Consider the following 18,995-nt stretch of genomic DNA (forward strand, 5'->3'; position numbering starts at 1 on the left):
ACCCAGGCTGGAACGGTACGACAATCTACGGCGGAAGGCACACCATGTTCACGCTTCGAGGCACGTGGATGCGAGGCGGCACCAGCAAATGTTGGCTGTTCAACGCCGTCGACATCGATCCATATATCGGCGACGCAGGCGGACTCGACAACATACTGACCTCGGCATTCGGTTCGGGCGATCCCCGTCAGCTCGACGGCGTGGGCGGCGGGAGTTCGACGACGTCAAAGGCAGCGATCGTTCGACGCTCCACCGCCCCAGGCATCGACGTCGACTACTTGTTCGCGCAGGTCGCCGTGGACAACCGCACCGTCGAGTGGGGCAGCAACTGCGGCAACTGCGCAACAGCAATCGGCCTCTACGCGCTACAGGCCGGTCTGGTTGCCGTCGACGACCGAGTGACGGTCGTCCGCATGCGCAATCAGAACACCGGCGCGGTGCTGTCCGCCGAGATCGCCACCCCTGGCGGACACGTACCCACTGACGGTGATGCCACGGTTCCCGGCACGACGGCCCGAGGCGTTCCGGTGGGTCTGACATTCACCGATCTCGCCACCGACCGCGTGTCTCTGTTGCCGACCGGCCAACCCGTCGACGAAATCACCCTGTGCGACAGATCCTTTCGTGGAACCTTCGTCACTGCGGGAGCACCTGCCGCCCTGTACGACGCGTCCGATCTCGGACTCACAGGAGCAGAGCCGAATGACGCTCTCTCCGAACATCTTTCCACTCTGTTCGCGCTTCGGCGCCAGGCGGCTCTCCGAATGGGACTCAGCACGCCCGACGAACCCATCACCCACGCGATCCCGAAAGTGGGAATCGTGGGGCCACCCCGGGACTACCGAAGTTCGGACGGTGCCCTTATCGGTGCGTCGGACTACGACATCTCGGTTCGAATGCTGTCCATGATGGCACCGCATCCTGCGATCGGCCTGACTTCCGCGGTGGCGGTGGCCGCCGCCGCAACGGTGTCCGGAGGAGTCGTCGCAGCCAACGCACGAATCGGGTGGCCCGGTTCGCTTCGGATCGGCACCGCGGCAGGCATTCTCGATGTCGACGTCGCCATCGATTCCCACGGGCTCCTGCAGTCGGTGACGCTGCACCGCGCGGTCCGCCGCATCGCCACCGCTGAACTGTTCGTCGCGGTTCCCGTTCTCACCTGAGCCGGATTCGTCACCAGGTTTGACGCCTCCACCTCGTGGAACCCATCTTCGTGAACTTCTGTTGTGACGAATCATGTTGAGCGGCCTCGGTCTGGTCCTGGCGGCGGTGGCGCTGATCGTCGCGGCCCAGGTGCTGTCCAAGAAGACCACCATCCCGTCCGCCGCGCTGCTGACGCTGGCCGGTCTCGGTGTGTCGGCGACGCCTCTGCCCGACATCGTCCTCGACCCCGACGTCGTCCTCACGCTGGTGATCCCGCCCCTGCTGTACAGCGCGGCGCTCAACTCGTCGCTTGTCGCCATTCGCAAGAACGCGTTGACGATTCTCAGCCTCTCGGTCGGTTTGGTGATCGCCACCGCGAGCGTCGTCGGAGTGGGTTTGTACCTGTTGATACCGACCGTCACGCTCGCCGCGGGCATGGCGCTGGGAGCGGCCGTCGCACCACCCGATCCCGTTGCCGCCCTGGCGGTGGGTCGACGCGCAGGCATCCCGCCGAGGCTGGTGACGCTGATCGAGGGCGAAGGACTGCTCAACGACGCGACGGCACTGACCATGCTGACGGTCGCGACGACGGCCATCGCCCTGCACGACATGTCGCCACCGGAAGCCGGGGGCCTGTTTCTCCTCGCCGCGGGCGGCGGCGTCGCAGTCGGTGTCGCCATCGCGTTCGTGATCCGGCTGGTTCAACGCGTCATCGACGATCCGCTGCTGCTGAACATCGTCTCGCTGGTGACACCGTTCATCGCCTACCTCGCGGCCGAGCACGTCCACGCGTCGGGAGTGCTGGCCGTCGTGGTGACGGCATTGATCGTCGGGCACGACACCCGCCATGCCGCGTCGAGCGCAAGCCGCCTGCAGACCGGCGCGGTGTGGCGCCTGATCGACGTCCTGCTGGAAGGTTTCGTCTTCCTGCTGATCGGCGAGCAGCTACCCACCGTCGTCGCAGGGCTGTCGGCCTATTCGCTACCCACGGTGGCGACGGCCGTCGGCGTCACCCTGGCAGGAGTTCTGCTTCTGCGCCCCGTGTGGCTGTACGTCACCGAGCGGCTACCGCGTCGCAAGAACCGCGAGGGCGCCGACATTCCACGTCTGAGCGGCCGTGAGATCGTCGTCATGAGCTGGGCAGGAACACGCGGCGTCATCACCGTCGCCGCTGCGTTCTCGCTGCCGTTGACGCTCGACAACGGGGATCCCTTCGTCGCGCGAGACCTGTTGCTGTTCTGCGCTTTTGTCGTCGTGCTGGTCACCGTGGTCGGCCAGGGCACGACGTTCGCACCACTCGTGCGTCGCCTGAACGTACGCGCCGACGCCGCGACCACGTCCCGGGTCCGCAACGAGGCGAGACAGGGAGCCGCGAAAGCAGCGCTCGCACAACTCGATCGAATCGCCAAGGACGAGAAGCTGAAGCCCGAGGCCACCACGGCCTTTCGAGAGGAACTGGAACACCGGATCGAGCGTTATCGCCGTCGACTCGATCACCTCGACAACGCCGACGAGACTTCCCTGGTCTCCCCGGCACAGCAGGCCTCGCTCGGCACCAGGCGCAAACTGATCGCGACGCAGCGCGACGAACTGCTGCGCTGGCGAGACGCAGGCCGACTACCCGACGAGGACATGCGAGTCCTCGAACACGAACTCGACCACGAGGAACACGCCATGCATCTGCCCGGCTCGGGTCCGGCCTCGTAGCTATCGACGCGCGGGTTCGACGACGAAATCGTCCAGATCGGCGTGGCGGGTCATCTCCCAGTAGTCGACGATCCGCCACGGAAGCGTCGACACCACTCGTCCGGCGTCGTTGCGGTACCAGTTGTTCATGCCCTCGTGCGTCCAGATCATCCGCGCATGCGCCTCGTCGTGGCGGCGCACGTAGTCCTCTTCGACGTCGGGCCTGCATTCGACGGCGCCGATTCCATTGTCCGCCATGGTCGTCAGCAGATCGACGATGTACCGGACCTGGAATTCGGCGATCGTGATGTAGCTGCCGCCGTGGCCGAGAACAGTGCCCGGCCCGCACGTGATGAACAGGTTGGGATAGTCCGGCACGGTGATGCCCAGATACGCGTGCGCGTCCTCCGGACCCCAGAAATCCTTGATGGACTTGCCTGATCGACCGCGAATGTCGATGGGGCTGAGCAGCTTGTGCGTCTCGAATCCGGTGGCGAGGATGACGACGTCGACCTCGGCTTCGGTACCTTCCGATCCCACAACGGAATTCGGTCCGATCGACGCGACTCTTTCCGCCACCAACGTCACGTTGTCTCGTTTGAGCGCGGCGAACCACCCGTTGTCGAGGAGCATCCGCTTGCCGAAGGGCGGGTAATCGGGCAACGACTTCTCGATCAGATCCGGCCTACCCTCCAATTCGCGCTCGAGGTACCGCGTGAACACCCGGCGATGCGCGTCGTTGATCGCGTTGATCGACCGCTCGGGCGTCTCCCACTCGGGATCGACCTGAAGCGACGGATGCACACGATCGTTGAAGTTCCACGCCAATCGCGTTCGGTACCACAGCCGATACAGCGGAACGACGTCCATCAGGTAACTGACGTCGTCGTGGATAGGCGCGAAATACACGTCACTCGACGTCACCCACTGTGGCGAGCGCTGGAACACCGTCGCATGTCCGACGGTCGACGCGATGGCGGGCAACACCTGCATCGCACTCGCACCCGTTCCGACGATAACGACGCGTTTGCCGCTCAGATCGAGATCGGCCGGCCACTCGGCGGTGTGGAAGATCGGACCGGTGAACGTGTCGAGACCCGGAATGGACGGCACTTTCGGACGGTTCAACTGTCCGGTCGCGGTGATCACGGCGTCGGCCGTCAGCACGTCACCGGCGGTGGTGGTCACCGTCCACGACTGCCCGTCGGCGTCGTAGACCGCGTTCGCCACCTCGGTGTCGAACTGGATGCGTCGTCGTAGATCGTGTTGTGCCGCAACGTCACGGAGGTACTGCCACACCTCGTCACGCTTGCCGAAATGCGTGCTCCACGCGCGCGGCTGGAACGAATACGAGTACAGGTGACTGGGCGTGTCGACGCCCGCGCCCGGGTACGTGTTCTCGAACCACCCACCGCCGACGTCGGAATTCTTCTCCAGCACAACGTGTTCGATACCGGCCTCGCCGAGCTTGATCGACGCCAGCATGCCGGAGACCCCGGCGCCGATGACGATGACCGACAGGTCGCTTTTCACGGGCGTCCGCGCGGGTTCGTCGACGAAGCCCATGTCCTCGGCGACCATCGACGCGAACTCCGCAGGCACGTCTTCGCCGACTGCGGCGCTGATCATGTCGACCAGATGGGCGCCGCTCGGGGACGGCACCGCCATCGGGACGCCGTTCGCCCAGTCGGCGATGGCGTCGAGCGCGGCCACCCGGATGCGCGACGCCACCTCCGGTGCGAACCCGCCGCTGTCGTTGTCGTCCATGCCGCGGCTGCGGGTGGGCCGGTAGGGATCCTGCAGCCACGCGTCGTCGCCGGTCAACTGATAGAGGACAGCGACGAGGCTGGGCATGTTGGCCGCGTCGAGAGCACGTTCCAGCCGCGCTCGGTCGATCGCGGTCGCAGCAGTGACGGACACCGGACACCTCCTGGTAGCGGAACTGTTCCAAAACTAACCACAGTTAGGTATCTCGGCACAAGGGTGGTCTCGAAGTGCCGTTTTGGGTATTGACAATGTGTCGCGGACCACACAATGCTGTTGCACATACCTAACGATGGTCAGGCGAAGGGATCGACATGGAACTCACCGAAGCAATGCGCACCACCGGTACGTGCCGGCGCTACGCGGACACACCGGTCCCCGACGAGGTCTTTCGCAACGCCTTCGACGTCGCTCGCTTCGGCCCGCAGGGCGGCAATCGTCAGCCGGTCCGCTGGATCGTCGTCCGCGACGCCGCCCGCAAGCAGGCACTCGCCGACCTCTACCTGCCGATGTGGGACGCCTACTTCGCCGGTATCACCGGAGGCACCGTCGCCGTCGGCGCCCTGCCCAAGACGGTGCAGGACGCGGACTACTTCGCCCGCCACCTCGCGGAAGTACCGGCCATCGTCGTCGTGTGCGCCGCGCTCGACGGTCTGCACCCGACGGACCACGAACTCGGTCGCCTGTCCGTCGTCGGCGGCGCGTCGATCTACCCGACCGTGCAGAACCTCTGCCTCGCGCTGCGCGACCAGGGCGTCGCCACCGCGGTGACCACGCTGCTGTGCCATGAGGAACCGGCCATCCGCGAGTTGCTCGAGATTCCCGACGAGTACATCACCGCCGCGCACATCGCCGTCGGCTATCCCGAGAAGTCGTTCCCGAAGAAGCTGACGCGTAGCCCGGTGGAGGACATCGTCGCCCTCGAATCCTTCGGCCAGCCCATGTTCGCGCCCGCCGCAGCACTCTGATCTCCAGGAGACCACCGATGCCCGAGCTTGCCAGTCAGTTCAGAAACCGAATCGGTCGCGCCACGATCGGCGATCAACTCCGCCGCCACGCGCGCACCAACCCGGACAAGACCGCGTTCATCAGCTACAGCGCCGACGGCACCCGCCAGGTCACCACCTACGGTCAACTCGACACGCGCGCAAACCAATTCGCAAACCTGTTGATCGACCTCGGGGTCGGCCGCGGCGACCGCGTCGCATCGATGGCACGCAACAGCGTCGACGTCGTCGTCGCCTACTACGGCACGCTGAAGGTCGGGGCGGCGTTCACCGGCATCAACGTCATGTACCGCGAACCCGAGGTGCGTCATCAGCTCGAACACGCGGAGCCGACGGTCGTCGTCGCGGATCCCGCATTCGCCGACGTCATCACGGCCGTCAAGCCCGAGAGCACCACGCTCGTCACCTTCGGCGACAACTACGACGAGCTGACGTCGAACACTCCGACGACCGAGCCCGACGTCGACCTCGACGAGAACGACGTCGCCATGGTCATCTACACCTCCGGAACCGAAGCGGCACCCAAGGGCGTCATGATCCCGCACCGCAACTTCCTCGTCTCGACGGCACCGGCGTGGAGCTGGGGGCTGCGCACCGGACCCGAGGACACGTGGCTGTTCGTCATGCCGTTCCACACCATCGCAGGCCTCGGCTCGATGACCACGCTGACGCTGATGGGCGCAACCCTGGTGTTGCCTGCGACCGTGGATCCGGCACAGTCGCTGCGAATCATCGCCGACGAGAAAGTGTCCGTCATCGCGCAGACGCCGACGTTCTACATGGCGCTGGCGCGAGACGAGAGCTTCGGCCCGGCCGCGGTCGGACAGGTACGCCGGTGCATGACGTACGGCGGCCAGGTCGCACCCCACACCATCTCGGCATGGGCATCGGCTGCACCCGACGCGATCTGGGGCACCTACTGGGGACAGTCCGAGCTGTCGCAACTCGGCTCGGTCGGTTGGTTCTCCACGCTCGACGACATCCCCGGCGGCGACGCGTCGTGGATCGGCAAGCCGGTCACACACCTCGAGATCAAGGTGGTCGACGCCGACGGCAACGACAGCGAGATCGGCGAATTGCTGTGCCGCACTCCGTCCGTCATGCTCGGCTACTTCAAGAACGAAGCCAAGACCGCCGAGGTGTTCGACGGCGGCTGGGTCCACACCGGCGACATGGTCCGCATCGACTCCGACGGAAATCTGTTCTTCTACGATCGAATGAAGGACATGATCAAGACCGGAGGTATGAACGTGTCGTCGCAGGAAGTGGAGCGGGCCATTCACGCGCATCCCGACGTGCTGCGTGCTGCCGTCGTCGGAATGCCCGATCCGTACTGGTCCGAGGCCGTCACCGCGTTCGTCATCCCCGCCGAGGGCGCCGCGCCCGATCCGGAAGCGATCATCGAACACTGCCGCGGGCAGTTGGCGTCGTACAAGACGCCGAAGGCGGTACACATCGTGAGCGAACTGCCGGTCGATCCGCAGGGCAAAATTCTCAAACGCGAACTGCGCTCGCTGGCGCCGACCGAACCCGTGCAGGAGACCGTGTGACACTGCCCGACGACGCCCAGGAACTCCCCCGCCAGGTCCGGACGCGTCGACGCCGCGAGGACATCGTCGCCAAGGCGGCGGAGATCTTCGCGCGCGACGGGTACGCGGCCGTCGGCATGAGAGACATCGCCGACGCCGTCGGGATCAAGGGCGCCAGTCTGTACCACCACTTCTCGTCGAAAGAGGAGATCCTGTTCGCGGTGTGCCTCACCGTCACTCAGGAACCGGCGGAACAGACGCTGCCCCTGCTCGATGCACCCGGCACCCCGACCGAACGGCTGTCGGCGCTGGTGCGCGCGCACCTGATTCACCTGAACAGTCGACGCGTGGAATACATTGTCGGACTACACGAATTGGCGTCGCTGACTCCCGAGCATCGGTCGGTGATCGAGGACTACCGCCGTCGGTATCAGCGACGCGTCCGCGATGTCGTCGCCGCGGGTATGCGCACGGGTGAATTCACCGTCGGCAACGCACGTTTGGCGTCGTTCGCGCTGACCGACATGCTCAACGGCATCAGCGCATGGTTCCACGGAGACGGAGCCATGAGCATCGAGGACGTCGCCGACGAATACGTCGACCTGGCCGTCCACCGACTTCTCGGTGGCCGGCGATGATCGTCGAGCCCGGTTTCGAACGGGTCCACGACGTGTTGACCGCGAATCTCGCTGCAGGAGAAGAGCTCGGCGCCTCGATCGTCGTCGACATCGACGGCAGGCGCGTCGTGGACGTGTGGGGTGGTCACCGCGATCTCGCCCGTTCCGAGCCGTGGACCGAGGACACCATCGTCAACGTATGGTCGACGTCGAAGCTGGTGACGAACCTCGCGGCGTTGATGCTCTTCGATCGCGGCCTGCTCGATCCGTACGCGCCGGTGTCGCAGTACTGGCCCGAATTCGCCGCCGCCGGAAAGGAGTCCGTCGAGGTACGGCACATCCTGTCGCACACGTCCGGGGTATCGGGCTGGGACAGACCGTGCGTCGTCGAGGATCTGTACGACGCGGACAAGGCCGCTGCTCGTCTCGCCGTGCAGGAACCGTGGTGGGATTCGCGGACGACGTCGGGCTATCACGCCGTCAGCCAGGGCGCCCTCGTCGGCGAATTGGTACGACGCGTGACCGGAAAGACGTTGCGACAGTTCGTCACCGAGGAGATCGCCGGGCCACTGGGCGCGGACTTCCAGATCGGTGCCCGAGAACAGGACTGGTCACGTATCGCCGACGTCGTTCCGCCTCCGGTTCCGACCGACATCGTACCGGACCCGTTGAAAGTTCGTCGTCGCACGTTCCTCGGCCCTGCCGTCCGTGCAGAGTCGGCGAACACGCCCGAGTGGCGTCGAGCCGAGATCGGTGCGGCGAACGGGCACGGCAATGCACGGTCGGTGGCGCGGATCATGTCGGCGCTCGCGCGTGGCGGAGTGGTCGACGGGGTGCGCCTGCTGAGTGACGATGCGGTTGCCCTCGCGTTCGACGAACAGACGAACGGCGTCGATCTGGCGCTCGGCGTTCCGCTGCGCTTCAGCATGGGTTACGCACTGCCGCAGCCGGATACAGTCCCGTACATCCCCGACGGCCGTATCTGCTTCTGGGGTGGCTGGGGCGGATCGCTGACCGTCGTGCACCCGGACAGCCGGATGACCTTCTCGTACGTGATGAACAAGATGGGGCCGGGGATCGTCGGGTCGGAACGGGCGGAGCAGTATCTGACGGCGGTCTACTCCTCCACGTGAGCGCGAATGTACAGCCGGCTACCCCTCGTGCGCGCGAATGTATAGCGGGCTATACATTCGCGCGCACGTCAGGTACCGCAGAAAGTCTGAAAACCCTCCGTGAACACCTGCGACGCAGGCTCGGCGTACTCCGACCGGTCGTCACGCCGCTCGAACGGGTGGGTGACGACGTCGAGCAACGTCTCGAACGGGCCGAGGTCGCCCGCCGTCGCCGAGCGCAGCGCCGCGTCGACGAGATGGTTGCGCGGGATGTAGATCGGATTGACGCGGTCCATGGCGTCGGCGACGGCCGTGACGTCGTCGGGCAGATAGCCGCGCCAACGCTCGACCCACGGCGCCAGGACGTCGGGAATCGTTGCCGCACCGCGCAGTTCGTCGGCGAGCGCACGGAAGGTGCCGGTCCAGTCCAGGCCGTTCTCACGCATGAGCGTCAGCAGATCATCTGCCAGAGCCGGCTCCACCTGTGTGACACCAAGTTTCGACGCCAGACCTTCGGCGAAGTAGCGGCCGTACCGGTCCGCGTAGCTCTCGAGCACCTCGGTGACGGCGGGCACCGCGTCGTTCGGATCGGCAGCGACGAGCGGCAGCAGCGTCTCGCCGAAGCGCGCCAGATTCCACTGCATCACACCGGGCTGGTTGCCGAAGGCATAGCGCCCGCCGTGATCGATGGAGCTGAACACCGCATAGGGGTCGTACGCGTCGACGAACGCGCACGGGCCGTAATCGATCGTCTGCCCCGAGATGGTCGTGTTGTCGGTGTTCATGACCCCGTGCACGAATCCGGTGAGCATCCACTGCGCGACGAGCCGGGCTTGCGCGTCGACCACCGCCTCGTAGAACGCCAGGTAGCGACCCGTCAGATGCGGGTAATGCCGGGCAATCGCATAATCGGCGAGCAGCTGCAGCTGGCCTTCGCGCCGGGCCGCGAACTCGAAGGTTCCGACGCGCAAGTGGCTGGCCGCGACGCGCGCGAGAACGGCACCGGGCTCCGGCTCACTGCGCATGACGCTGCGGCCGGTGGCGGTGACGGCGAGCGAGCGCGTCGTCGGGATGCCGAGGGCATGCATGGCCTCGCTGACCACGTACTCCCGCAGCATCGGGCCCACGACGGCCAATCCGTCGCCGCCACGCGCGAACGGCGTACGACCCGACCCCTTCAGATGCAGGTCGACGCGGCCGCCCGGGCCGTTCAGCTCGCCCAGCAGCAGCGCCCGACCGTCACCCAGCATCGGCACGAACCCGCCGAACTGATGCCCGGCGTACGCCATCGCGACCGTCTTCGCCCCGTCCGGAGGCGTCGCACCGGCAAGGACGTCCGGCGCGCCGCGAAGGGCGTCGGCGTCCAGACCGAGCGACGACGCGAGTGCGTCGTTGAACACCAGGATTCGCGGTTCCGGAGCTTCCGCGCCCTGCCACGGCACGACGAGGTCACTCAGCTCGTCGGCGTAGGTGCTTTCGAGTCCGGGGAGAACTGAGGTCGGTGCAGCCATGAATTCGAGAGTAACCCTCCCCATGTGCATAGAAATACATAGAGGGCTATGGATTCTCGTGCACGTGCGTTTACGCCCCCCACCATCCGGGCACGCGCCACCGTGCAGACATTTCTTCCCGATGCCGGCTTCGTCCGCTCGGCGCGGGCGCTCGACGACAAGCGCCTCGGCAAGCAACGCGTCGAAACCTTCCAGATTCTGCGCGCCCTGATCTGGCCGACCTACGGATGGAAACGACACCCCGCAGTGACGATGTGGCGCGGCTTCACGCCTGCGCTCGTTGCCTACGGCGTCGCGACGTGCCGGGAATGGGCAGCGCGCGGTCATGCCGACGCGCTCGAGCCACAATTTCTCGACTACGGCACTGCGCGCACCTTCGCTGAATTGAGTCGCGAGGGCTGCCTGCCACCATGGCTCGGAGACGACGCCGTCCACGAGAGCCACCGACGGGCATTGGCGAACAAGGCTCCCGAGCTCTATCCGAAGGAATGGTCCGGCGAGCCGGGATACGTATGGCCCGCACCGCCGTACCCCGTGTGGCCGTTGCCCTTTCGCGTGGGACGCGACCCACTGACCTCGGAGACGCCGACGAAAACCGTCGGCCATCTTCTCGACGTCGGAGCACCCGGTGCCGCCATGCTCGAACCGGGGTACCCCGCGTGGGATGCATTGCGAGGGTTGAAGAAAGGCGAGTCCGTCGACATCCAGTTCGACGAACCGTCGACGCTCACGATAGCGGCCAGTCGGGTGCGTGCCGGACTGACCGCATGCATACTCGATCGCGACGAATTGACCGACGATCCGCTACCCGACGCGACGGCCGAGCAGGGAGGGACCGTGTCGACATCGGTCGCCCGTACGCCCGGCGAACTCGACCGCGAGGCGATGGCCGTCGAGAAGACCGATCCAGGACGAATCCGCTGGTTTCGACGCGGCCAGGCCATCGACCCCTCCGACTTCTCCCTCGTCGTGACCACCGGCGCAGAAATACCGCCCGAGCTGTCCGAATTGCCGACGCTGACGATTACGAGCTCCGAGCGCGGGTAACCGACCGGGTATGAACCTGACTCCGCTGTTCCTGCCGTTGGAAAAAGCGTCACTGCTCGACCCCGTCAGCGATACCGTGGCCACGAAGTTGCGGTCCGCATTGGACGGCTCACCCGTGGACGGGCTGCTCCGAGGGACCTTCGTCGGACACCCGATGCATCCGATCCTGGCGTACTCGGCCGTCGGAACGTGGAGCAGCGCTGTGCTTCTCGACCTGACCGGGGGTAACGCCGAAGCCTCGCGCCTGCTGATCGGCGCCGGACTCATCGCCGCCCCGACGGCCATCGCGACCGGCTGGGCGACCTGGTCGACTCTGACTCGCGAGCAGCGACGCGTGGGCCTCATCCACGCGGGCAGCAATGCGGTCGCGGCCGGGCTGTTCGCGGCGTCGTATCGCCGTCGATCGAAAGCAGTGAATTCGACGCCGGACAAGACCGCCAAAGCGTTGGCGCTCGCGGGATTCACCGTCGCCGGGGTCGCCGGAGCGCTCGGCGGACACCTCGGGTTCAACATGGGCGGCGGAGTCGCAGCCCGCGCAGTCGCCGCGGGGGTGTGACATGGCCGTCGACAACCGATTCGCTGCACTGAAGGCCAGCGGAGTCACCGCCGACGGGGTGCGCCGATTCGCGGACGGCAGTTCGGAAAACCTGAATCCCGACGCGCTCGCAGCTCTGACCGAAGCGAACCTGACGGAGTCCGAACTGCACGACCTCGCCGAATGGCTCGAAACGGCCTAGCTCGAGAATGCTCTAGAAGGTTCCGCCGCCGAGAATGTGGGCGAGACCCAGCCCGATGAACGTGATGACGTAGAGGGGCCCACGAATCGGGTCGCCCGCGCTCGCTCCTTCGTGCAGCCAGGTGAGGAAATCTGCCGATCCCATGGGCCCTCTTCTCGTCGGTGTCCGTCCTGTGATCCGCTCCGATGGTAAGGCGTGAAACCTTCACGTCGGCAGCGAATCGCAGGCAATTGTCGACGCGTCAGTGCGCGTCCTCGTACGCCTCGACAATGTCAGCCGGAATACGGCCACGATCGTTGATTTCGTAGCCACTGTCGGCGGCCCACTGACGGATGGCCCGAGTCTGCGATGCATCGCGCTTCACGGGCGCGGCAGCCTTCGATGCGGCTTTCGTCGTCACTCCGGCCGAAGCGGCTTTTCTCTTGCGTCCGCCGACCCGCGTCGCATAACCGACGTAGTAGTCGATTTTCTTGCGAAAGTCGTTGGCGTTCTTGTTCTTCAGATCGATCACGTAGTCGACTCCGTCGAGCGAGAACTCGATGGATTCACCTTGGCCCTCATCGATTGCAGTGCCGTCGATGTCGTCGATCAATTCGTAGATCACTTGCTTCGCCACGTTGCGATACCTTCCGAAGTTTCGATGAGTGAGCCTCAGGTTAACTACTGTAGGTCCAGAAACGTGAATCGGAGTGACAGACATCGCCGAAAAACGCGACGGATTCCACATATTTCGGAACAATTCCGACGCGGCGAACCTTTCGGTACGAATGCAGCGCGGTGCCGCGTTTCGTTTCCGAGACGCAATCGCCGACAGGCTCCTGGTGTGACAGGGTAGGAATCGGATCACTACTCGCAGAGGAGGCCCGGATGCAAACGAACACACATTCGGTGCGGCGCGCGATCGCGGATCTGGCACGGACGATGCACGCGTCCAGCGGCTCGGGTTCACACACAGCCGACGACGTCATCGCCGAGGTCACAGCCGGTGCCACGCGATTCGTTCCCGGTGTGGACCATGCTGGAATCAGCTTGCTGCAGCGCCACGGAAAGAAGCACACGTTCGAGGCGAAAGCGCCTACCGGCGCGGTTTCCGAGTTCATCGATCGTGTCCAGAACACCGTCGGCGACGGCCCGTGCCTGGATGCCATTCGCAACAGGTGCACCGTTCTCGTCGACGATTACTCGACCGAGTCCCGATGGCCCGAGCTGACCGCGGCCCTGCTGGACAGCACACCGGTCCGTTCCAGCGTGTCGATCCTGCTGTACACCGACCAGCACTCGATCGGAGCACTCAATCTGTACTCCGAAACGCCACACGCATTCGGGGAGACAGTCGTCGACGAAGCCGAAGCCCTCGCCGCGCACGCCGCAGTCGGTATCTCCGGGGCCCGTCGAGACGAGCAGTTCAGGTCCGCACTCGTGTCACGCGACATCATCGGACAAGCCAAGGGAATAGTCATGGAACGCTTCGGACTGGACGCGCTTCAAGCTTTCCGTCTACTGAGCAAGCTGTCCCAGGACCAGAACGTCCCCGTCGTCCAGCTTGCCGGACAACTCGTCGCCTCGGAACACCCGAAACGGCGATAGGGATCAGCGACCGCCCGAATCCCGCTGTCGCTGAACACTTTCGGACGCGAAATCCGATTCGGCCTCCCGCTGACTGACCGCACCGGCGATGTTGTTCTCCCAGGCCGCCTTGCGGTGCTGGGCAGCAGCCTTCCGATGCTCGTCCGCGTCTCCGAAGCCCAGTTCGATGGCGCGCTCGTGCACTTCTGCTGCGCGCACGTGCGCCATCGACGCCCGGTAGTGACCATCGGAGGCGGCGAGATGCGCTCGCGCAGCACGTTCGTACGCCATGTCCGCGCGGGTCTGCGCAGACCGCGCGGTCTCGGGCGTGCACGGTTTACCGGACTTCAAGTCCAGACGCCGCTGCTGCAGCTCCCGCGCTCGGGCGGCTGCTGCATTCCCTCGTTCCACCGGACCGACCGGCGCTCTTTCGGCAGTCACGGAGCCACCCATCCAGACATCCGTTCCACCCAATTTCGTCGACGTCGGTGCCCCTACTGTATGCCTATCTCGGGCGCAATCGTATTGCGTGGAAGAGGAGTAGACTCACCCCTGACCGCGTTCAGTCGAGCACGAGCTGTCCCGCGTCCGAATCGATGCCAATTGTCATGGCTCAGAGGCACTTCCGTTAGGCAGACCGTTGTCCGAAGAAGTAGCAATCACGACCGAGTGGGTCAGCCAGATCCCTGTCGTGCATTTTTGCGGCGTTCTCGACGCGCGAAGTTACTTGCCCGTCCGAAATGCACTCGTCAAAAATGCGACCGATTCGCCCGCAGCGGTCATCGCCGAAGTGGACCAGCTTGCGGCCACAACGGAATCCGCATGGACTGTTCTCACGAGCGCCAGCTGGTTGCTCCGCCGCTGGCCGGGGATTCCGCTGGCCGTCGTCGCCAGTTCCGATCGGCGTCGCCGCGAGCTCACCCGCAACGCCATCACTCGCTACGTGTCCGTCCACAGCAGCGTCGCCGCAGCGATCGAGGCCGTCCATTCCGGGCTGTCCGCACCATCCCCTCGACTACGCGCCCGGTTCGAGCGGCCGCGTACCCCCTCGGTGTTGATTCAGATGCGAGATCTGGTGACGGAGACGTTGACAGAATGGGACCGGGCCGACTGCATCCCAGCCGCGCGATGCGTCATCTCCGTGCTGGTCGGCAACGTACTGCAGCACACCGACAGCGACCTGGACCTGCGCATCGAGCTACGCGGTGATCATCTCACCCTCGCGATGCGCGACGGCAACCCTGCTCCAGCACTTCTGCGCGAATCGGCGGCGACGTCGAACGTCTACGTCTCGGGGCTGGCGATCCTGTCGTCGCTTTCCCACTCGTGGGGTACCGCGCCTGCCGACGACGGGAAGACGGTGTGGGCAGTGCTGGGCCCGGAGCAGTACCGGGCCCTGACCACCGACTAGCTCGAACCGCCCGCGGCGCCATCGGCCTGCATCAGCAGCATTGCGCCCCTGATCTCGCGGTCGTGAACCTTGAACGGGCTGCATCTGACCGTCACCTGCGCCGGCCGACCGCGGCGATTGATCGCGTCGAGCTGGATGCTGCCCGAATAGCTCTCGTCGACCAATGCGTTGCCGATCAACGGACGCAGCTCGGCCGTCGGCAGCCCGATGTCCAGGTTCAACAGCTGCCGACTTCGCGCCTCCTGCTCGGTGACGCCCCACAACTCGGTCGACGCCCGGTTCCACACCGTCACCCGCATGTCGCGGTCGACGACGATGATGCCGACGTCGGCGGAATCGAGGATCGAATCGAAGAACTCCTGCGCCTGCGTCAACTCGACGGTCTTGTCACCGAGAGTTCCGTTGATCTCGTTCAGCTCGTCGTTGGTCGACTGCAGCTCCTCGTTCATCGTCTCGAGCTCTTCGTTGGTCGACTGCAGCTCTTCGTTGGTGGTCTCGAGCTCCTCGACCGTCGACTGCAATTCCTCGTTGGTGGTCTCGAGTTCCTCGTTGGTCGACTGCAGTTCTTCGTACGCGTTCTCGAGCTGCTTGTTGGTCTCCTCGACCTTGTCGAGCAGCGCACGGGTGGTACTGACGTCGAAGAACGCGATGGACACCCCGACGAGACCGTTGCCCGCGTCGATCAGCGGATTGACGTGGATCTCCAGCCAGATCGGCTGATTTCCGTGTTGCAGCCATTCGACGTCGCGAATTCTCGACGACCGTCGCTCGACCTTGGCCTGCTCGACGTACCCGCGCAGCTCGACGGGCCGATACGACAGCTCGAGATCACGCAGCAGCCGTCCGACGTCGCGAGCGGACAATCCGAACAACGACTCGGCCTGCTGGTTGATGAGCGCGACGGTCTCGTCGCCGGTCAGCACGACCTGCGCGACCGGCGTGAACCGAAAAGCCAGATCGCGCAGGTTGGAGACGCCGGGCACGTCGTCGTGTCCGCCGTTGGTCAGCATGTCGCCGGAGGGCCTCATCGACAGTCCGCGCTGATCGATCGCCTTACGGAACAGCCGGTTCTTCAGATCGAACGGCGCGAAACGATCACTGTGGCTGAGCAGCATCTCGGCGTGGCCGAGGAAAAGAATGCCGTGCGGCGCCAGCGCGAAATGAAGTCGGCCCAGTACCCGACGCTGCGTCTCGGCGTTCAGGTACATCAGCGTGTTCCGGCACACCAGCAGGTCGATCCGCGAGATCGGCGCATCCTGCACCAGATCGTTGCGTCCGAAGATGACCGCCCGACGCAGATCCTTGCTGAAGACGTACCGGGTGCCGTCCTGATCGAAGTAGCGCTCGAGATGCTCGGGCGGGATGTTCTCGACGGCTTTGGCGGGATACGACGCCTGACGGGCCTCGGCGAGCGCGTCCTCGTCGACGTCGGTCGCGTAGATCTTGACGCGTTGACGGAAGCTTTCCGGGCCGACGGCGTCGGCGATCAGCATCGCCAACGAATACGCTTCCTCACCGGTCGCGCATCCGGCGCTCCAGACTCGAATCGGGTCATCGGGGCCACGCTGCGCGAGCAGCTGCGGGATGACGATCGTCTTGAGAATGTCCCACGCTTCCGGATCACGGTAGAACGCCGTCACGTTGATCAAAATGGTGTTGAACAGGGCACTGAACTCGTCCGAACTCGCCTGCAAATGATCGAGGTAGTCGGCGAAATTCTCGAATCCGATCTGGTCCATGCGATGGCGCACACGACGCATCAACGAGGTTCGCTTGTACCCCGTGAAGTCGAAACCGCGCGAATCTCGCAGAAACCGCAGCAGCGCCTCGAAATCGTCGTCGAGTTCCTCGGCCACACCAAGTCCTTTCACACCGCAGCTGACTGCCGTCGCGCGGCAATGACAGGGTTCATTCTCGCTTATCGGACCCGCCCCGTGGGTTCGGGCCGAAGTATTCCGGTGAGAACCACTGCAGCCGGGTAGGTTGAGGAAGTGGTTACGAACGGTCCAGCCGTCATCGCCCTCGGCGCCTCCGCCGGCGGCGTCGAGGCCCTGACTGCCCTCGTCGCGCACCTGCCGAGCGACTTCCCGCACGCCGTAGTGGTGGCGCTGCACATGCCTGCGCACGGAAACAGCGCACTCCCCTCGATTCTCGATCGTTCCGGTCTGCTCCCTGCGGTCACGGCAGAAACCGGCACGACGCTGAAGCCCGGAGTCATCTACGCCGCCCAGCCCGACCGACACCTGCTCGTCGAGAACGGCACGATCCACCTCAGCGAGGGACCGACCGAGAGCGGACATCGGCCGTCGATCAACACTCTCTTTCGATCCGTCGCACTGCATTCAGGTTCGCGCGGCGTCGGTGTCCTGCTGTCCGGAGTCGGCGACGACGGTGTCGACGGCCTCGCCGCGATCGCGGAACGAGGCGGCGTCACCATTGCCCAGGACCCCGACGACGCCCTCTACTCGACGCTGCCGTGCCACGCCATCGAGACGATCGGCGTCGACCATGTCCTTCCTGTCGCGAAGATCGGACCGTTCGTGGCCGCCCTCGATCTCCCGAAGGAGGTCGAGACCGAGGACGTTCGACGGGGAATGGAGCCTGCCGGAGCGTCCGTGCCAGGACTGCTCGAGTTCGAGGAAGACATCGCCCGTAGCAATCGTTTCGAAACTCACCCGACCGCCGACGACCTCGGGCCTCCGTCCGGCTACGTCTGTCCCGACTGCGGCGGTGCGCTACTCGCGATCGACGACAAGAACAACTATCGCTGCCGGATAGGACACGCCTGGTCCGGCCCGGCGCTCCTCGACGCGCAGAGTGAACAAGTCGACCAGGCGCTCTCCATCGCGTTGCGCAGCCTGCACGAGCGCGCCAATCTCGCGACCGCACTCGCCAAGCGCACGAAACCCGGTGCACTGCAAGACAAGTACCGCCGGAACGCCGACGAGGCCCGAGAGGCCGCGGACACCCTGAGCGCAGCCCTGTCCAAGCAACCGTTCACGGGGCAGTAGGTTTCAGTCCGCCACGAGCCGAGCGCAACTACATGTTCGCGAAGCTGTCCCACATTCGCCGACCGAGTTCGCGCTGCCCGGCGGCGTTGTAGTGAATCTTCTCGGTCTCGCTGTTGTAGAGCCCGCGCGGCCCCGGCACGTAGACGACGCTGCCTCGACGACGCGGGGTGTCGCGATGGACCGCGTCGATCACCGGATAGTCCGGATGCGCGGATTCGATCTCGTCGGGCACCATCTGACCGATCACGAACGGCACCTCCCCGAACCGACCACGAACGGTGTCGATGACCGAATCCAGTTTCTGCGCATATACCGGGCCGGGGGTCAGCGGCACGTCGCTCTCCCCCTGATGCCACAGCACCGCAGCCAGACTGTTGCCGGGAACGAGCGCGAGCCCGGATTCGATGCGCGCCAATGCATTCCAGAAGAGATTGACACGGGCCGCCCTGTCCGCCGGGTCCCAGGAAATTCCGTTCACGCGCGCGAAGGCCGAATCGCCGCGCGCGTAGGGAACCAGCAGGACAGGCCGACCGGTGTCGTCGGCGAGGCTTCGTGCGAACGTCGTCGCGAATCCGACTGCCTTGGAGGGTACTTCGTGGAAGAGCGGGTCACAGCCCGCGACGATCGTGTTCTTCGATCGACCCGACGACGCCCACTGATGCACCCGCGGGTGCGGCTTGTCCAGGCCGTCGCGATCCAGTCCGACGCCCGCGCCGTGCGCGTTCGATTGCCCCATCACCGCGACGACGAGGTACGGCTCGGTGAACGGTTCCGCCGGCAGGCCCGTACCCAGCCGCCGCTTGACGACGTCCTTCGCACGAAGTTCCAGGTTCCTTCGCAGACTCACGGCCCTG

General features: G+C 65.2%; 19 protein-coding genes. 12 read left to right on the forward strand and 7 right to left on the reverse strand.

Annotated elements, in window-relative coordinates:
- Positions 1 to 44 precede the first annotated feature (44 nt).
- The gene (locus tag RhoFasB10_RS09545; protein ID WP_068422867.1) at positions 45 to 1,163 is read left to right on the forward strand and encodes a PrpF domain-containing protein; all 1,119 of its coding nucleotides are present in this window, start codon (positions 45 to 47) and stop codon (positions 1,161 to 1,163) included.
- A 73-nt stretch (positions 1,164 to 1,236) separates the two neighbouring features.
- Entirely contained in the window at positions 1,237 to 2,850 is a 1,614-nt protein-coding gene (locus RhoFasB10_RS09550; RefSeq protein WP_114329310.1) for a Na+/H+ antiporter, read from the forward strand.
- Here the strand turns inward: RhoFasB10_RS09550 and RhoFasB10_RS09555 are convergent, their stop codons facing one another.
- Positions 2,851 to 4,749: an NAD(P)/FAD-dependent oxidoreductase gene (locus RhoFasB10_RS09555; protein WP_167676174.1), complete on the reverse strand. Its 1,899-nt coding sequence runs from the start codon at positions 4,747 to 4,749 to the stop codon at positions 2,851 to 2,853.
- Between the two features lie 158 nt (positions 4,750 to 4,907).
- On the opposite strand from RhoFasB10_RS09555, the gene RhoFasB10_RS09560 reads away from it, so the two are divergent.
- The 4 genes from RhoFasB10_RS09560 to RhoFasB10_RS09575 are packed head-to-tail and all read left to right on the forward strand — an operon-like array spanning position 4,908 to position 8,879.
- A complete protein-coding gene (locus RhoFasB10_RS09560) occupies positions 4,908 to 5,561 on the forward strand; it encodes a nitroreductase family protein (protein WP_068422850.1) in 654 nt (217 codons plus the stop codon).
- A 17-nt stretch (positions 5,562 to 5,578) separates the two neighbouring features.
- The gene (locus tag RhoFasB10_RS09565; RefSeq protein ID WP_167676176.1) at positions 5,579 to 7,150 is read left to right on the forward strand and encodes a class I adenylate-forming enzyme family protein; all 1,572 of its coding nucleotides are present in this window, start codon (positions 5,579 to 5,581) and stop codon (positions 7,148 to 7,150) included.
- A complete protein-coding gene (locus RhoFasB10_RS09570; RefSeq protein WP_167676178.1) occupies positions 7,147 to 7,767 on the forward strand; it encodes a TetR family transcriptional regulator in 621 nt (206 codons plus the stop codon). The genes RhoFasB10_RS09565 and RhoFasB10_RS09570 overlap by 4 nt, the downstream gene beginning before the upstream one ends.
- A complete protein-coding gene (locus RhoFasB10_RS09575) occupies positions 7,764 to 8,879 on the forward strand; it encodes a serine hydrolase domain-containing protein (protein WP_167676180.1) in 1,116 nt (371 codons plus the stop codon). Before RhoFasB10_RS09570 ends, RhoFasB10_RS09575 begins: the two co-directional genes overlap by 4 nt.
- Positions 8,880 to 8,947: 68 nt before the next feature.
- Here the strand turns inward: RhoFasB10_RS09575 and RhoFasB10_RS09580 are convergent, their stop codons facing one another.
- Positions 8,948 to 10,369, reverse strand: a complete 1,422-nt coding sequence (locus tag RhoFasB10_RS09580; protein ID WP_167676182.1) for a protein adenylyltransferase SelO — start codon at positions 10,367 to 10,369, stop codon at positions 8,948 to 8,950.
- A 48-nt stretch (positions 10,370 to 10,417) separates the two neighbouring features.
- On the opposite strand from RhoFasB10_RS09580, the gene RhoFasB10_RS26130 reads away from it, so the two are divergent.
- Genes RhoFasB10_RS26130 through RhoFasB10_RS09595 form a run of 3 tightly spaced genes read left to right on the forward strand, consistent with a single transcriptional unit; the run spans position 10,418 to position 12,153 of the window.
- Positions 10,418 to 11,416: an MSMEG_6728 family protein gene (locus RhoFasB10_RS26130; protein WP_206030727.1), complete on the forward strand. Its 999-nt coding sequence runs from the start codon at positions 10,418 to 10,420 to the stop codon at positions 11,414 to 11,416.
- 10 nt (positions 11,417 to 11,426) lie between these two features.
- Positions 11,427 to 11,972 carry a DUF2231 domain-containing protein gene (locus tag RhoFasB10_RS09590; RefSeq protein ID WP_068422832.1) on the forward strand — a complete coding sequence of 182 codons (546 nt, stop codon included), beginning with the start codon at positions 11,427 to 11,429 and terminating at the stop codon, positions 11,970 to 11,972.
- A gap of 1 nt (position 11,973) precedes the next feature.
- Positions 11,974 to 12,153, forward strand: coding sequence for a hypothetical protein (locus RhoFasB10_RS09595; protein ID WP_167676184.1), 180 nt, complete (start codon positions 11,974 to 11,976; stop codon positions 12,151 to 12,153).
- 12 nt (positions 12,154 to 12,165) lie between these two features.
- Here RhoFasB10_RS09595 and RhoFasB10_RS26625 read toward each other — a convergent pair whose 3' ends face one another.
- A complete protein-coding gene (locus RhoFasB10_RS26625) occupies positions 12,166 to 12,297 on the reverse strand; it encodes a hypothetical protein (RefSeq protein ID WP_261768936.1) in 132 nt (43 codons plus the stop codon).
- A gap of 97 nt (positions 12,298 to 12,394) precedes the next feature.
- Positions 12,395 to 12,769: an Lsr2 family protein gene (locus RhoFasB10_RS09600; RefSeq protein WP_068422826.1), complete on the reverse strand. Its 375-nt coding sequence runs from the start codon at positions 12,767 to 12,769 to the stop codon at positions 12,395 to 12,397.
- Positions 12,770 to 13,020: 251 nt separating this feature from the next.
- On the opposite strand from RhoFasB10_RS09600, the gene RhoFasB10_RS09605 reads away from it, so the two are divergent.
- Positions 13,021 to 13,740 (forward strand): GAF and ANTAR domain-containing protein, encoded by a 720-nt coding sequence (locus RhoFasB10_RS09605; RefSeq protein WP_068422823.1) that lies wholly within the window; start codon positions 13,021 to 13,023, stop codon positions 13,738 to 13,740.
- Between the two features lie 3 nt (positions 13,741 to 13,743).
- Here the strand turns inward: RhoFasB10_RS09605 and RhoFasB10_RS09610 are convergent, their stop codons facing one another.
- Positions 13,744 to 14,160, reverse strand: a complete 417-nt coding sequence (locus tag RhoFasB10_RS09610) for a hypothetical protein (protein ID WP_167676186.1) — start codon at positions 14,158 to 14,160, stop codon at positions 13,744 to 13,746.
- A 199-nt stretch (positions 14,161 to 14,359) separates the two neighbouring features.
- Between RhoFasB10_RS09610 and RhoFasB10_RS09615 the strand changes: the two genes are divergently transcribed.
- Positions 14,360 to 15,130, forward strand: a complete 771-nt coding sequence (locus RhoFasB10_RS09615; RefSeq protein ID WP_167676188.1) for an ATP-binding protein — start codon at positions 14,360 to 14,362, stop codon at positions 15,128 to 15,130.
- Here the strand turns inward: RhoFasB10_RS09615 and RhoFasB10_RS09620 are convergent.
- A complete protein-coding gene (locus RhoFasB10_RS09620; RefSeq protein WP_308115234.1) occupies positions 15,127 to 16,986 on the reverse strand; it encodes a CheR family methyltransferase in 1,860 nt (619 codons plus the stop codon). The two genes, RhoFasB10_RS09615 and RhoFasB10_RS09620, sit on opposite strands and share 4 nt — an antisense overlap.
- A gap of 135 nt (positions 16,987 to 17,121) precedes the next feature.
- On the opposite strand from RhoFasB10_RS09620, the gene RhoFasB10_RS09625 reads away from it, so the two are divergent.
- Positions 17,122 to 18,141: a chemotaxis protein CheB gene (locus RhoFasB10_RS09625; RefSeq protein WP_068422809.1), complete on the forward strand. Its 1,020-nt coding sequence runs from the start codon at positions 17,122 to 17,124 to the stop codon at positions 18,139 to 18,141.
- Between the two features lie 28 nt (positions 18,142 to 18,169).
- Here the strand turns inward: RhoFasB10_RS09625 and RhoFasB10_RS09630 are convergent, their stop codons facing one another.
- Complete coding sequence (locus RhoFasB10_RS09630) at positions 18,170 to 18,988, reverse strand: sialate O-acetylesterase (protein ID WP_167676190.1); 819 nt, start codon at positions 18,986 to 18,988, stop codon at positions 18,170 to 18,172.
- Between the last annotated feature and the right edge of the window lie 7 nt (positions 18,989 to 18,995).

This window comes from Rhodococcus sp. B10, from assembly GCF_011770055.1.
GTDB lineage: Bacteria > Actinomycetota > Actinomycetes > Mycobacteriales > Mycobacteriaceae > Rhodococcoides > Rhodococcoides kyotonensis_B.